Source organism: Streptomyces sp. SudanB25_2051 (assembly GCF_964272635.1).
Lineage (GTDB): Bacteria > Actinomycetota > Actinomycetes > Streptomycetales > Streptomycetaceae > Streptomyces.
Window position 1 is genome coordinate 1,294,729 of the sequence record NZ_OZ186787.1, and the last position, 12,908, is coordinate 1,307,636.

General features: G+C 77.0%; 10 protein-coding genes. 8 read left to right on the forward strand and 2 right to left on the reverse strand.

Translation table 11 applies throughout. From position 1 onward, the window contains the following. Positions 1 to 181 precede the first annotated feature (181 nt). The 5 genes from ACSUPT_RS05745 to cobC are packed head-to-tail and all read left to right on the forward strand — an operon-like array spanning position 182 to position 6,176. Positions 182 to 2,263, forward strand: a complete 2,082-nt coding sequence (locus tag ACSUPT_RS05745) for a putative cobaltochelatase (RefSeq protein WP_436943587.1) — start codon at positions 182 to 184, stop codon at positions 2,261 to 2,263. Then, on the forward strand, positions 2,263 to 2,871 hold the full coding sequence (cobO, locus tag ACSUPT_RS05750; RefSeq protein ID WP_351965470.1) for a cob(I)yrinic acid a,c-diamide adenosyltransferase: 609 nt from the start codon (positions 2,263 to 2,265) through the stop codon (positions 2,869 to 2,871). The genes ACSUPT_RS05745 and cobO overlap by 1 nt, the downstream gene beginning before the upstream one ends. Next, on the forward strand, positions 2,865 to 4,277 hold the full coding sequence (locus tag ACSUPT_RS05755; RefSeq protein ID WP_351965469.1) for a cobyrinate a,c-diamide synthase: 1,413 nt from the start codon (positions 2,865 to 2,867) through the stop codon (positions 4,275 to 4,277). Before cobO ends, ACSUPT_RS05755 begins: the two co-directional genes overlap by 7 nt. Next, complete coding sequence (locus ACSUPT_RS05760) at positions 4,274 to 5,032, forward strand: cobalamin biosynthesis protein (RefSeq protein ID WP_436943589.1); 759 nt, start codon at positions 4,274 to 4,276, stop codon at positions 5,030 to 5,032. The genes ACSUPT_RS05755 and ACSUPT_RS05760 overlap by 4 nt, the downstream gene beginning before the upstream one ends. Positions 5,033 to 5,066: 34 nt before the next feature. Next, positions 5,067 to 6,176, forward strand: coding sequence for an Rv2231c family pyridoxal phosphate-dependent protein CobC (gene cobC / locus ACSUPT_RS05765; protein WP_404142188.1), 1,110 nt, complete (start codon positions 5,067 to 5,069; stop codon positions 6,174 to 6,176). Positions 6,177 to 6,452: 276 nt separating this feature from the next. On the opposite strand, the gene ACSUPT_RS05770 is transcribed toward cobC, so the two are convergent. Next, on the reverse strand, positions 6,453 to 7,574 hold the full coding sequence (locus ACSUPT_RS05770; protein ID WP_436943590.1) for an SCO1860 family LAETG-anchored protein: 1,122 nt from the start codon (positions 7,572 to 7,574) through the stop codon (positions 6,453 to 6,455). Between the two features lie 243 nt (positions 7,575 to 7,817). Here ACSUPT_RS05770 and ACSUPT_RS05775 point away from each other — a divergent pair, with 243 nt between their 5' ends. Then, positions 7,818 to 9,869 carry a penicillin acylase family protein gene (locus tag ACSUPT_RS05775; RefSeq protein WP_436943592.1) on the forward strand — a complete coding sequence of 684 codons (2,052 nt, stop codon included), beginning with the start codon at positions 7,818 to 7,820 and terminating at the stop codon, positions 9,867 to 9,869. Further along, the gene (locus ACSUPT_RS05780) at positions 9,866 to 10,468 is read left to right on the forward strand and encodes a GNAT family N-acetyltransferase (RefSeq protein WP_361658015.1); all 603 of its coding nucleotides are present in this window, start codon (positions 9,866 to 9,868) and stop codon (positions 10,466 to 10,468) included. The genes ACSUPT_RS05775 and ACSUPT_RS05780 overlap by 4 nt, the downstream gene beginning before the upstream one ends. Positions 10,469 to 10,504: 36 nt before the next feature. On the opposite strand, the gene ACSUPT_RS05785 is transcribed toward ACSUPT_RS05780, so the two are convergent. Further along, positions 10,505 to 11,605 (reverse strand): amidohydrolase family protein, encoded by a 1,101-nt coding sequence (locus tag ACSUPT_RS05785; protein ID WP_351965465.1) that lies wholly within the window; start codon positions 11,603 to 11,605, stop codon positions 10,505 to 10,507. Between the two features lie 98 nt (positions 11,606 to 11,703). Between ACSUPT_RS05785 and ACSUPT_RS05790 the strand changes: the two genes are divergently transcribed. After that, positions 11,704 to 12,813 carry a pyridoxal-phosphate-dependent aminotransferase family protein gene (locus ACSUPT_RS05790; protein ID WP_436943594.1) on the forward strand — a complete coding sequence of 370 codons (1,110 nt, stop codon included), beginning with the start codon at positions 11,704 to 11,706 and terminating at the stop codon, positions 12,811 to 12,813. Positions 12,814 to 12,908: the final 95 nt, after the last annotated feature.

The window sequence follows — 12,908 nt, forward strand, 5'->3', positions numbered from 1 at the left end:
CGCGGTCCGGCCGCGGCGCCGCCGGCCCGACGGCCACCGGTCCTGCCGCCCCCGGCGCCTTCGCCCCCGGCGCCTCCGCCGCCGGTCCTTCCTCCCGCGGCCGGTGCGTCCCCGGCCGGTTCGTCCCCAGCCAGGCAGACGTGCCCACTCGCAGCTGTTCCCTCGAAAGGGGTGCCCGTTAATGGCCTCGGTTCCCTACCCGTTCACCGCCGTCGTCGGCATGGACGACATGCGGCTGAGCCTGGTGCTCACCGCCGTATCGCCGCGCATCGGCGGGGTGCTCGTCCGGGGTGAGAAGGGCACCGCCAAGTCCACGCTGGTGCGCTCCCTCGCGGCGCTGCTGCCCGCCATGGACGTCGTGCCCGGCTGCCGCTTCTCGTGCGCGCCCGACGCGCCCGACCCGGACTGCCCGGACGGGCCGCACGAGTCCGCGCCGGGCGTCTCGCGCCCCACGCCGCTGGTCGAACTGCCCGTCGGCGCGTCCGAGGACCGCCTCGTCGGGGCGCTCGACATCGAACGGGCCCTCGCCGACGGCGTGAAGGCGTTCGAGCCGGGCCTGCTCGCGCGGGCGCACCGGGGCATCCTCTACGTCGACGAGGTCAACCTGCTGCACGACCACCTCGTCGACCTCCTGCTGGACGCCGCCGCCATGGGCGCGTCGCACGTGGAGCGCGAGGGCGTCTCCGTACGGCACGCGGCGCGGTTCCTGCTGGTCGGGACGATGAACCCGGAAGAGGGCGAGCTGCGGCCCCAGTTGCTGGACCGGTTCGGCCTCACCGTGGAGGTGGCCGCGTCGCGCGACCCCGAGCAGCGGGTCGAGGTGGTGCGGCGGCGCCTGGCGTACGACGAGGACCCGGCCGGGTTCGCGGCCCGCTGGGCGGACGAGGAGGCCGCGCTGCGCGACCGGATCGTGGCCGCGCGGGCGCTGCTCCCGCAGGTGCGGCTCGGGGACGGTGTGCTGCGGCAGATCTCCGCGACGTGCGCGGCGTTCGAGGTGGACGGCATGCGCGCGGACATCGTGATGGCCCGTACGGCGACGGCGCTGGCCGCGTGGGCCGGGCGGACCGACGTGACCGCGGACGACGTGCGGCAGGCCGCGCTGCTGGCGCTGCCGCACCGGCGGCGGCGCTCCCCCTTCGACGCGCCCGGCCTGGACGAGGAGAAGCTCGACCGGACGCTGGAGGAGTTCGGCGGCGGCGACGAGCCGGAGCCGGACCCGCAGGACCCCGGCGACGGCCCGGACGACGGCGGCCCCGACGGCGGCCCCGACGGGGACGGCGGCGGACCCGGCGGCGGGGGCGTGCCCCCGCAGGCGCCCGGCCCCGAGGCGGAGTCCGCCGGGAGTGAGCCGTCCGGCGACCGCCCGGAGGCCGAGCCGTCCCCCGGTGCGGGCCCCGCGCCCGCGCCCGGCACGGGGCCGGCGCGCGAGCAGTCGCCGGTCGCGTCCGCCGAACCGTTCCGTACGAAGGTGCTCACCGTCCCCGGCATCGGTGACGGCGCCGCCGGGCGCCGCTCCCGCGCGCGCACCGAGCACGGGCGCACCACCGGGGCGCGGCGGCCCCGCGGGGCGCTGACGAAGCTGCACCTGGCGGCGACCGTGCAGGCGGCGGCCCCGCACCAGCGGGCGCGCGGCCGGACGGGCACCGGTCTCGTCGTCCACCGCGACGACCTGCGCCAGGCGGTGCGGGAGGGGCGCGAGGGGAACCTGGTGCTGTTCGTGGTGGACGCGTCGGGGTCGATGGCGGCGCGGCAGCGGATGGGCGCGGTGAAGGGCGCCGTGCTGTCGCTGCTGCTGGACGCGTACCAGCGGCGGGACAAGGTCGGTCTGGTGACGTTCCGGGGGCGGGACGCGGAGCTGGTGCTGCCGCCCACCTCGTCGGTGGACGCGGCCGCCGCCCGGCTGGAGCGGCTGCCGACCGGCGGCCGTACGCCGCTGGCGGCGGGCCTGTTGAAGGCGCACGACGTGCTGCGCGCGGAGCGGCTGCGCGATCCGGCGCGGCGTCCCCTGCTCGTCGTGGTGACGGACGGGCGGGCGACCGGGGGCCCGGAGCCGCTGGGGCTCGCCGCGCGCGCGGCGGGGCTGCACGCGGCGGAGGGCACCGCGGCGGTCGTCGTGGACTGCGAGACCGGGCCCGTGCGGCTCGGACTCGCGGCGGAGCTCGCACAGGGACTGGGCGGTACGGCCGTGACGCTGGACGAGCTGCGCGCGGACGCGATCGCCGGGCTGGTCAAGGATGTTCGTACTACGAGGAGGGCCGCTTAATGCCGCAGGGACAGCCGACCGTCGTTCCGGACGACGGTCTCACGACCCGCCAGCGCCGCAACCGCCCGCTGGTGATGGTCCACACGGGTGTGGGCAAGGGCAAGTCCACGGCCGCCTTCGGGATGGCGCTGCGCGCCTGGAACCAGGGCTGGCCGGTCGGGGTGTTCCAGTTCGTCAAGTCCGCGAAGTGGAAGGTCGGTGAGGAGAACGCCCTCAAGGCGCTCGGCGAGACCGGCAAGGGCGGACCCGTCACCTGGCACAAGATGGGCGAGGGCTGGTCGTGGATCCAGCGCGAGCCGGCCGAGGGCGAGCTGTCGCACGAGGAGAAGGCCCGGCAGGGCTGGGAGCAGGTCAAGCGGGACCTGGCGGCGGAGACGTACCGCTTCTACGTGCTGGACGAGTTCGCCTATCTGCTGCACTGGGGCTGGATCGACACGGCCGAGGTGATCGAGGTGCTGCGCGGCCGGCCGGGGCAGCAGCACGTGGTCATCACGGGCCGCAACGCCCCGCAGGAGCTGATGGACTTCGCGGACCTGGTCACCGACATGTCCAAGGTGAAGCACCCGATGGACGCCGGTCAGAAGGGCCAGCGGGGTATCGAGTGGTAGCACGTCTCGTCATCGCCGCGCCGTCGTCCGGCGCGGGCAAGACCACGGTCGCGACCGGTCTGATGGCCGCGTTCGCCGGCCGTGGTCTGGCGGTGTCGCCGCACAAGGTGGGCCCGGACTACATCGATCCGGGGTACCACGCGCTGGCGACGGGCCGCCCCGGCCGCAACCTCGACGCGTTCATGTGCGGTACGGATCTGGTGGCGCCGCTGTTCGCGCACGGCGCCCGCGGCTGCGACCTGGCCGTGGTCGAGGGGGTCATGGGGCTGTACGACGGCGCCGCCGACCAGGGCGAGCTGGCGTCGACGGCGCAGGTGGCGAAGTTGCTGCGGGCGCCGGTGGTGCTGGTCGTGGACGCGTCGTCGCAGTCCCGCTCGGTGGCGGCGCTGGTGCACGGGTTCGCGTCCTGGGACCCGGAGGTGCGGATCGGCGGGGTGATCCTGAACAAGGTCGCCACCGACCGGCACGAGCATCTGCTGCGGGAGGCGCTGGGCGAGTCGGGGGTGCCCGTGCTGGGCGTGCTGCGGCGGGCGCCCGCCGTCTCGACGCCGTCGCGGCACCTGGGCCTGGTGCCGGTGGCCGAGCGGCGTGCGGAGGCGGTGGACGCCGTACGGGCGCAGGCGGAGCAGGTGCGCGAGGGCTGCGACCTGGACGCGCTGCTGGCGCTGGCCCGTTCGGCGCCGCCGCTGGGCGGCGACGCGTGGTCGGCGGAGGCGGCGCTGGCCGGGGCCTTCGGCCAGGGCCTGGCCGGCACAGGGCTGCCGGACGCCGGGGCGGCCGGTGCCGGTGGCTTCGGTGCCGGGGAGCGGCCGGTGGTGGCGGTGGCGGGCGGGGCGGCGTTCACGTTCTCGTACGCCGAGCACGCCGAGCTGCTGACGGCGGCCGGCGCCGATGTGGTGGCGTTCGACCCGCTGCGGGACGAGAAGCTGCCGGAGGGCACGCGCGGGCTCGTCGTCGGCGGCGGGTTCCCCGAGGTGTACGCGCCCGAGCTGTCGGCGAACGAGGCGCTGCGGGACGCGGTGGCCGCGCTGGCGCGGTCGGGCGCCCCGGTGGCGGCGGAGTGCGCGGGCCTGCTGTACCTGGCGCGTTCGCTGGACGGCCGGCCGATGTGCGGGGTGCTGGACGCGGACGCGCGGATGTCGGAGCGGCTGACGCTGGGCTACCGGGACGCGGTCGCGGTGAGCGACAGCCCCGTCTCAGCGGCCGGGACGCGGCTGCGCGGCCACGAGTTCCACCGTACGGTGATCGAGCCCGGCGCCGGGGCGAGCCCGGCGTGGGGGCTGCGGCAGCCGGAGCGGCGCGTGGAGGGCTTCGTCGTGGGCGGGGTGCACGCCAGCTATGTGCACACCCACTGGGCGGCGCTGCCCGATGTGGCGCGGCGGTTCGTGGCGCACTGCCGGCCGTGAGACTGGTGGTCGGGGTCGGCGCCCGGCGCGGGGTGAGCGCGCGCGAGGTGTGCGACCTGGTCGCGGCGGTGGTGCGGGAGGCGGGGCGGGGGCCCGAGGAGGTGGTGGCGTTGGCGACGGTGGCCGCGAAGGCGGACGAGCCGGGTCTCGTGGAGGCCGCGGCACGCCTCGGTGTGCCCCTGCGCGCCCACCCCGCGGACGTGCTGGCCCGCGTGCGGGTGCCGCATCCGTCGGGCGCCGCGCTGGCCGCGGCCGGTACGCCCTCGGTCGCCGAGGCCGCGGCGCTGGCGGAGGCGGCGGCGATGGCCGCCGCGGGGACCGGGGCGGCGCCCGGAGGCGCGGAGGCCGCGGTTCCGGTGGACGCGCCGCCGGCGGAGGACGCGGTTCCGGTGGAGGACGCGCCGCCGGCGGAGGACGCGGTTCCGGTGGGGGCCGCGCCGCCGGCGGAGGGCGTGGTTCCGGTGGGGGCCGCGGTCGCGGTGGACGGTGCCGCGTGGGGCGGCGGGTCCGGGCTGACGGGCAGTGAACTCCTCGTACCCAAGCGGAAGCCCGCTTCCGGTGCGGCGCGTGTGACCTGCGCGGTCGCGGTGGCGTACGGGGAGGGGCGGTTGCCCTCCGAGGCGCCGGGGTACCACCGTGGGGACGCGGTGTTCGAGTTACGGGCACCGTGTCGAACCGCTGATCCCCGTGCCGGATCCCCCGTCCGGCCCGAGCACGCCACGCGGTGGGCCGCCGACGCCGTCGGCCCGCCGTGACACCCCCCACTGTCCCCCACCCCGGCTGGCGGCCATGTTTACCCACACAGACAGCGACAGACCCTTCCCCGGCCCCCGCGACTCGGACGCGTACGACCTGCGCCACCACGGCGATGTGGAGGTCCGCGACGAGAAGCTGACCGACCTCGCGGTCAACGTCCGGACGAACACCCCGCCCGAGTGGCTGCGCGAGCGGCTCGTGGAGTCCCTCTCGGGGCTCGCCGCCTACCCGGACGGCCGGGCGGCCCGCGCGGCGGTCGCGGAGCGGCACGGGCTGCCGGCGCGGCGGGTGCTGCTGACGGCGGGCGCCGCCGAGGCGTTCGTGCTGCTGGCGCGGGCGCTGCCGGTGCGGCGGCCGGTCGTGGTGCATCCGCAGTTCACGGAGCCCGAGGCCGCGCTGCGGGACGCGGGGCACCAGGTGCGGCGGGTGCTGCTGCGCGAGGAGGACGGCTTCCGGCTGGACCCCTCGCGGGTCCCGGACGACGCGGACCTGGTGGTCATCGGCAACCCGACGAACCCCACGTCCGTGCTGCACCCGGCCGAGACGATCGCGTCGCTGGCGCGTCCGGGGCGGACGCTGGTCGTGGACGAGGCGTTCATGGACGCGGTGCCGGGCGAGCGCGAGGCGCTGGCCGGGCGCACGGATGTGCCGGGCCTCGTGGTGCTGCGGAGCCTGACGAAGACATGGGGGCTCGCGGGGCTGCGGATCGGGTACGTGCTGGCCGCGCCGGACACGGTGGCGGCGCTGGAGCGGACCCAGCCGCTGTGGCCGGTGTCGACGCCCGCGCTGGTGGCGGCTGAGGCGTGCGTGTCGCGTGAGGCGCTGGCGGAGGCCGAGGAGGCCGCGCGGCGGGTGGCCGTGGAGCGGGCCCATCTGCTCGCCGGGCTCGCCGAGTTCGACGAGGTGCGGGCCGTGGAGGCCGCGGAGGGGCCGTTCGTCCTGATCCGGGTGGAGGGCGCGGACGTCGTACGGGAACGGCTGCGGTCGCTGGGGTTCGCCGCGCGGCGCGGTGACACGTTCCCGGGGCTGGGGCCGCAGTGGCTGCGCCTGGCGGTGCGCGACCGGGCCACGACGAATCGGTTCCTCCAGGCCCTGGACCAGGCCCTGGTGATGGCGAGCTGCTCCCGCCCCGGACGGTCGTAGCGGCGCGTGCGGGGGCGCCGACGGGCCTTTCGGGGTGTCGGCGGCGTACGGCCCCGGCACGCGCGCGTACGGCCCCCGCACGCGCGCGTACGGCCCCGGCACGCGCGCGTAGCGTGCCCCGGCACGCGTGTGTACGGGGTGGGCGCGGGTGCCGTTCCCCGGCCGGGCCCGTGGCGGGCGCGGCCGGGGCCGACGGGACGTCAGGACGCCGGGCCTTCGGAAGCGTCGGGCGTACCACGGGGCGTCAGGACGCCGGGCCTCCAGGGGCCTCGGATGTCAGGCGCGGCGCCCGCGGGTGAGCCTCAGGGCGGCCGCGCCCGCGGCGAGCAGGGCCACCGCGCCGCCCGCGAGGTAGGGGGCGCGCGAGTCGGCGCCCGTCTCGGCGAGGTTCGCCCCGGGCGTGCGCGGGGCCGTCCCGCCGGCCGGGGACGGGTCCGGGGCCGCGGTGGACGGGTCCGGCGCGGGCGCCGCCGATGACGTGGCGGGCGCGGGCGCCGGGGACGCCGTGGACCCCTCGGGCGCCGAGCAGCCCGCCTCGGCCAGGGTGACCGTGCCCCGCACCTCGGCGACGTTCAGGTTCAGCGGGTTGACCGCGACCGTGAGCCTCAGGGCGGTGGCGGCGGCCGTCGTGGACGTGGTGGTGCGGTGCGACAGGTCCAGGACGACCCTGCCGACGCCGGGCACCGCGACCGTGCTGGACTCGCCCGGAGTGAGCGTGACGCGCTTGCCGAGGACGGTCACGCCGCCGAGCAGGTTCGCCTCGGCGGCCGGCGGGGCGCCGGCCGCGCACAGCGCGCGGGCCGACACCTGGTCCACCTCGACGACGGACAGCAGGGGCAGGCCGGGCAGGTGCACCCGCGCCTTGGCCAGCCGCGCGGAACCCTCCGCGCGTGCGGCGTCGGCGGCGGCCTCGGCGGACGCCACGTCGGCGCGCAGCAGCTGGACGGGCCTGCCCTGGTCGACGCCGTCGAGCCGGACGGTCAGGGCGGTTTTGTCGGCCGCCGCGGGGGCCCGGACCTCGTTGAGGACGGCGTCCACGGGGAGGCGGACGCCGCCGTCGAGGAGGGAGACGTCCAGATCGGTCCGCAGGACGGCGGCGTGCGCGGTCGGAGCGGCCGGCGCGGCGGGCGGGCGCGCGGCCGGCGCGGAGGCGGGCTTCACGGCGGCGGGTACGGAGGCGGCCGGTGCGGACGCGGGCGCGGCGTGGGCGGCGGGCGCCGGGCCGGCGGTGAGGGCCGCTGCGGCGGTCGCGGCGAGGGCCGCGGCGGTACGGGCCCTATAGGTGGTACGGGCTCCGGATGCGGCGCGGACTCCGGATGCGGTGCGGACTCCGGATGCGGTGCGGACGCCGGATGCGGTGCGGACGCCGGATGCGGTGCGGACGGTGGCGCTGTTCACGGTGGTGGGACCCCCACGGAAGGACAAGGCGCGCCGAACACCCGCACACGGGGACATGTGTGCGGTGGCGAGCCGGGACACCGGAATCCTGGCGCACGGAGCGTGAACGGACCGGCACCTGACGTGAGTTCACCCCAAAGGGGAGTTACCGGTCGCGCATTCGAATCACCGGGGCCCCGGATTGCTTCTCCTGCGGGCGTAGCTTAAGTTAGGGCAGCCTTACCTAAAGAGATCAGGACAAGAGTGAGCATCGAGGTCTACCGGGACCCCTGGGGCATCCCGCATCTGCGCGCCGACGATCCGCGTGAACTCGCCTACGCGCAGGGCCGGGTCACGGCCCGCGACCGGGCGTGGCAGCTGGAGGTCGAACGGCACCGCGCCCAGGGCACCACGGCCGCGTTCCTCGGCCCGGACGCCGTCGAGTGGGACGTCTTCGCGCGGCGCGTGCGGCTCGCCGACACCGCGCGGCGCTGCCTCGACCGGCTGGACGCCGACACCCGCGCCTGGGTCACCGCGTACACGGACGGGGTCAACGCGGGCCTGGACGAAGGCGCCCGCCGCAGCCGCGAGTTCGCCGACACGGGCCTGACGCCCGGCGTCTGGGAGCCGTGGGTGCCGCTCGGTGTCTGGCTCTCCACCCACATCCTCTTCGCCGGCTTCCCGACCAAGCTGTGGCGCGAGCACGTGGCCCGCACGCTCGGCGACGACGCGATCGAGCTGTTCGCGACGGACGGCCCGGGCACCTCCGGCAGCAACGGCTGGCTGGTCGACGGCGGCAGGACCGCCACCGGCGCCGCCCTCATCGCGGGCGACCCGCACCGCTTCATCGAGGCGCCCGGCGTCTACCAGCAGATACGCCTCGCCTGCCCCGAGTACGACGTGGTGGGCCTCGCCGTGCCCGGCGTCCCCGGACTGGCGCACTTCGGCCACACCGGCACCGCCGCCTGGGCCATCACCAACGCCATGGCCGACTACCAGGACGTCTACCGCGAACGCCTGCGCCGCGGCCCCGACGGCACCCCCGAGGCGCTCGGCCCGGACGGGTGGCGGCCCGCCCGCGCCCACACCGAGACGATCGAGGTGAAGGGCGCGGACCCGGTCGCCGTCGAGGTCGTGGAGACCGACCGCGGTCCGGTCATCGTCCCCGACGACGGCGAGGGCGGCGCGCTCAGCCTGCGCTACCCGCCGCGCGTCACGGGCGAGCTGGGCTTCGCGGCGCTGCCCGCGCTGCTCGCCGCGCGGACCGTCGCCGACGTGGACCGGGCCTTCGACCGCTGGGTGGAGCCGGTCAACGTGGTGCAGGCCGCCGACACCGAGGGCGGCACCCTCCACCGGGTCGCCGGGCACGTCCCCGTACGGCCGCGGGACAACATGCTGCGGATCGTGCCCGCGTGGGACCCCGCGCACGCGTGGCGGGGACGGTACGAGCCGCTCCCCCGCGCCGCCGTGGACGGGATCGCCGTCATGGCCAACGAGCGGGGGCTGGCGGGGCCGCTGGGCGTCGAGTTCGCCCCGCCGCACCGGGCCGAGCGGATCACCAGGCTGCTGGAGGCGTCGAAGGAGTGGACGGCGCCCGGCATGGCGGCGGTGCACACCGACACGCGGCTCGCCTCGGCCCGCCCGCTGCTGGCGCTCGCCTCCCGCCTGGACGGGCTCTCGCCGGAGGCCTCCGCCCTGCGCGACCGGCTGCTGTGCTGGAACCGTCGCATGGCCGCCGACAGCGTGGACGCCGCGCTGTACGCCGCCGTGCGGTCCGGGGTCGTCCGGCGGATCGCCGCGCACCCGGTGTTCGCGCCGCTCGCGCAACTCCCGGCGTACCCCGCGCTGTTCGCGCCCTGGATGGCGCCCGTCGCGCGGGTCGCCTACGCCCTGGAGACCCTGCTCACCTCGGGGCCCGTGCCGCCCGCCGACCGGGCCGGCGCCGTGCGGGACGCGCTGGAGGAGGTCGCCGCCGCGCCCCCCGAGGAGCCCTGGGGCGCCACCCACCGGCTCGCCCCCTGGGCGGCGCTGCCCGACGAGGACGACGCGTCGTGGCCCGGACTGGACGGCGACCACGACTGCGTGCTGTCCACGTCGAGCGTGCCCGGCGTCACCGACCGCAGCGCGCGCGGCCCGGCCGCCCGCTACGTGTGGGACCTGGCCCGCCGCGAGGACAGCCTGTGGATCGTGCCGCTGGGCGCGTCGGGTGTGCCCGGCGACCCGCACCGGCGCGACCAGCTGCCGCTGTGGCTGCGCGGCGAGCTCGCCCCCGTGATCACCGACTGGAACCGGCTCAGCAAGGAGCACCCCGCATGACCCCCGACACCGCCGCCCACGCCTCCGGCGCCGCCTCCAGGACCGCCGTGTACGAGCAGGCCGTGGACGGCTTCGGCACCGTCCGCGTCGTCCCGCTCGACCCGGACGCCGACGCTCCGCTGCTGCACTCCTGGGTGAGCGAGGACCGCGCCCGCTTCTGGGGCATGCGGGACGCGAGCGTGGAGGACGTCCGGGACATCTACGCCCACATGGACACGCTGACCACGCACCACGCGTACCTGGTGCTGCGCGACGGTGTGCCGGTCGCGCTGTTCCAGACGTACGACCCCGGGGCGGACCGGGTGTCCGAGTGCTACGAGGTGCGGCCCGGCGACATCGGCGTGCACCTGCTGCTGGCGCCCGCCGACGCGCCCGAGCCCGGCTTCACCGGCCACCTGCTGCGGACGCTCGTCGCGTACTGCCTGAGCACCCACGAGCGGATCGTGGTGGAGCCGGACGCGGCGAACGAGAAGGCCGTCGCGCTGATGGCGCGCAGCGGCTTCGAGCTGGGCCCGGAGGTGGTCCTCCCGGAGGTCGTGCTCCCGGAGGTCCACCTGGTGGAGAAGCGGGCGCGGCTGGCGTTCCTCTCCCGCGGCTGAGCCGCCCGCCCGCCGCCCGGTTCCCCGGCGTACGGCTCAGACGACCACGCGGCCGTTGACGATCACCCGCCGGGGCGCCGCCAGGACGCGGACGTCGGCGCGCGGGTCCTCGTCGTAGACGACCAGGTCCGCCGGGGCGCCCTCCTCCAGGGCGGGGCGCCCCAGCCAGGCGCGGGCACCCCAGGTGGTCGCGGACAGCGCGTCCAGCGGCGGGATGCCGGCCTTCACCAGCTCGGCGACCTCGGCGGCGACCAGTCCGTGCGGGAGGGAGCCGCCCGCGTCGGTGCCGACGAAGACGGGGATGCCCGCGTCGTACGCGGCGCGGACGGTGTCGTACCGCCGCTCGTGCAGCCGCCGCATGTGGTCCGCCCAGCGCGGGAACTTCGCCTCTCCCCCGGCGGCGAGCTTGGGGAACGTCGCGATGTTCACCAGCGTCGGCACGATCGCCACACCGCGCTCCGCGAACAGCGGGATCGTGTCCTCGGTGAGGCCCGTGGCGTGCTCCACGCAGTCGATGCCCGCCTCCACCAGGTCGCGCAGCGACTCCTCCGCGAAGCAGTGCGCCGTGACGCGGGCGCCCAGCCGGTGGGCCTCCGCGATGGCCGCCTCGACCTCGGCCCGCGGCCAGCAGGCGGTCAGGTCGCCCGCCTCCCGGTCGATCCAGTCGCCGACGAGCTTCACCCAGCCGTCGCCGCGCTTCGCCTCGCGCGCCACGTACGCGACGAGGTCGGCGGGCTCGATCTCGTGCGCGTAGTTGCGGATGTAGCGGCGGGTGCGGGCGATGTGCCGCCCCGCGCGGATGATCTTCGGCAGGTCGTCGCGGTCGTCGATCCACCGCGTGTCGGCGGCGGACCCGGCGTCGCGCAGCAGCAGCGCGCCCGCGTCGCGGTCGGTCAGCGCCTGCCGCTCGCTGGTCGCCGCGTCGACGGCGCCGTGCGCGTCGATGCCGACATGGCAGTGCGCGTCCACCAGGCCGGGCAGCGCCCAGCCGGTCACCGTGCGGACGTCGGCCGCGAGGGGGCCGGACGGCTCGGTGTAGGTGACCTTGCCGTCCACGACCCACAGTTCGTCGCGTACGTCCTCCGGGCCGACGAGCACCCGCCCCTTCACATGCAGTACCACCATGCGATCGCTCATGTCCTGCACTGTACGAGGGGCTGGGTACCCTCGGCGGGGCGCCCCGTGGCCCATCCGAACAGAGGGGGCGCCGACGAGACGTGAAGAGAGCAGCCGACGTGACCCACCCCCACCCCCTCCTGGACCTGCCCCCGCTGACCGCCGACCGCTTCGCCGCCATCGAGCGGCGCGTGGCCGCCCTCCTGGCCACCGAGCACGACGTGGTGATCGCCCAGGGCGAGGCGCTGCTGCCGCTGGAGGGCTGCATCCGCAGCGGCGCGCGGCCCGGCTCGACCGCGCTGAACATCGTCACGGGTCCGTACGGCCAGACCTTCGGCGACTGGCTGCGCGACTGCGGGGCGCACGTGATCGACCTGGAGGTGCCGTTCCACACGGCGGTGACCGCCAAGGACGTGGAGCGGACGCTCGCCGCGCACCCGGAGACCGACTTCGTGTCGCTGGTCCACGCCGAGGCGGCCACCGGCAACACCAACCCGGTCGCGGAGATCGGCGAGGTCGTCCGCGCGCACGGCGCCCTGTTCTACCTGGACGCCGTGGCCTCGGTGGGCGCCGAGCCGCTGCTGCCCGACGCGTGGGGCGTCGACCTGTGCGTGATCGGCGCGCAGAAGGCGCTCGGCGGCCCCGCCGGGGTGTCGGCGGTGTCGGTGAGCGGCCGGGCGTGGGAGCGGTTCGCCGCCAACCCGAAGGCGCCGCGCCGCTCGTACCTGTCGCTCCTCGACTGGAAGGAGCGCTGGATCGACACGGGCCGGCGTGCGCTGCCGCACGCCCCGGCGCAGCTGGAGATGCTGGCGCTGGAGGCGTGCCTGGAGCGGATGGACGCGGAGGGCGGCCTGCCGGTGCTGATGGCGCGGCACGCGGCGGCCAAGGCCGCGACGCGGGCGGGTGCGGCGGCGCTGGGCGGCGGCCTGGAGCCGTACGTGTACGAGGCGGCCGAGGCGGCGCCGGTCGCGACGACGCTGCGGACGACGGGCGGGGTCGACGCGGCGGAACTGGTGGCGAAGGCCCTCGCGGTGGACCCGTCGGCGCCGCTGGCGGCGGGCGGCGGCGCGCTGGCGCGCGAGATGGTGCGCGTCAACCACTACGGGCCGTCGGCCGCCCCGGAGGCCGTACGGGCGTCCCTGGCGGCCCTGGGCGCCGCGCTGCGGAGCCTGGGCCGCGAGGCGGACGTGGACGCGGCGCTGGCGGCGGCCGGGCACGCCTGGGCGTAGGCGCGGGCCGTCGGGGGCGGGGGCGCCGGCCGAGCCCGTACGGGCGCGGCGTCCGGGCCGGCGGGCGACGGGGCGTCCGGGTCGGCGGGCGACCG

What these genes read in the sequence shown, in the direction of transcription:
- cobC (WP_404142188.1), top strand. Translation starts at nt 5,067, where the DNA reads ATGTTTACCCACACAGACAGCGACAGACCCTTCCCCGGCCCCCGCGAC.
- ACSUPT_RS05780 (WP_361658015.1), top strand. Translation starts at nt 9,866, where the DNA reads ATGACCCCCGACACCGCCGCCCACGCCTCCGGCGCCGCCTCCAGGACC.
- ACSUPT_RS05745 (WP_436943587.1), top strand. Translation starts at nt 182, where the DNA reads ATGGCCTCGGTTCCCTACCCGTTCACCGCCGTCGTCGGCATGGACGAC.
- cobO (WP_351965470.1), top strand. Translation starts at nt 2,263, where the DNA reads ATGCCGCAGGGACAGCCGACCGTCGTTCCGGACGACGGTCTCACGACC.
- ACSUPT_RS05785 (WP_351965465.1), bottom strand. Translation starts at nt 11,605, where the DNA reads ATGAGCGATCGCATGGTGGTACTGCATGTGAAGGGGCGGGTGCTCGTC.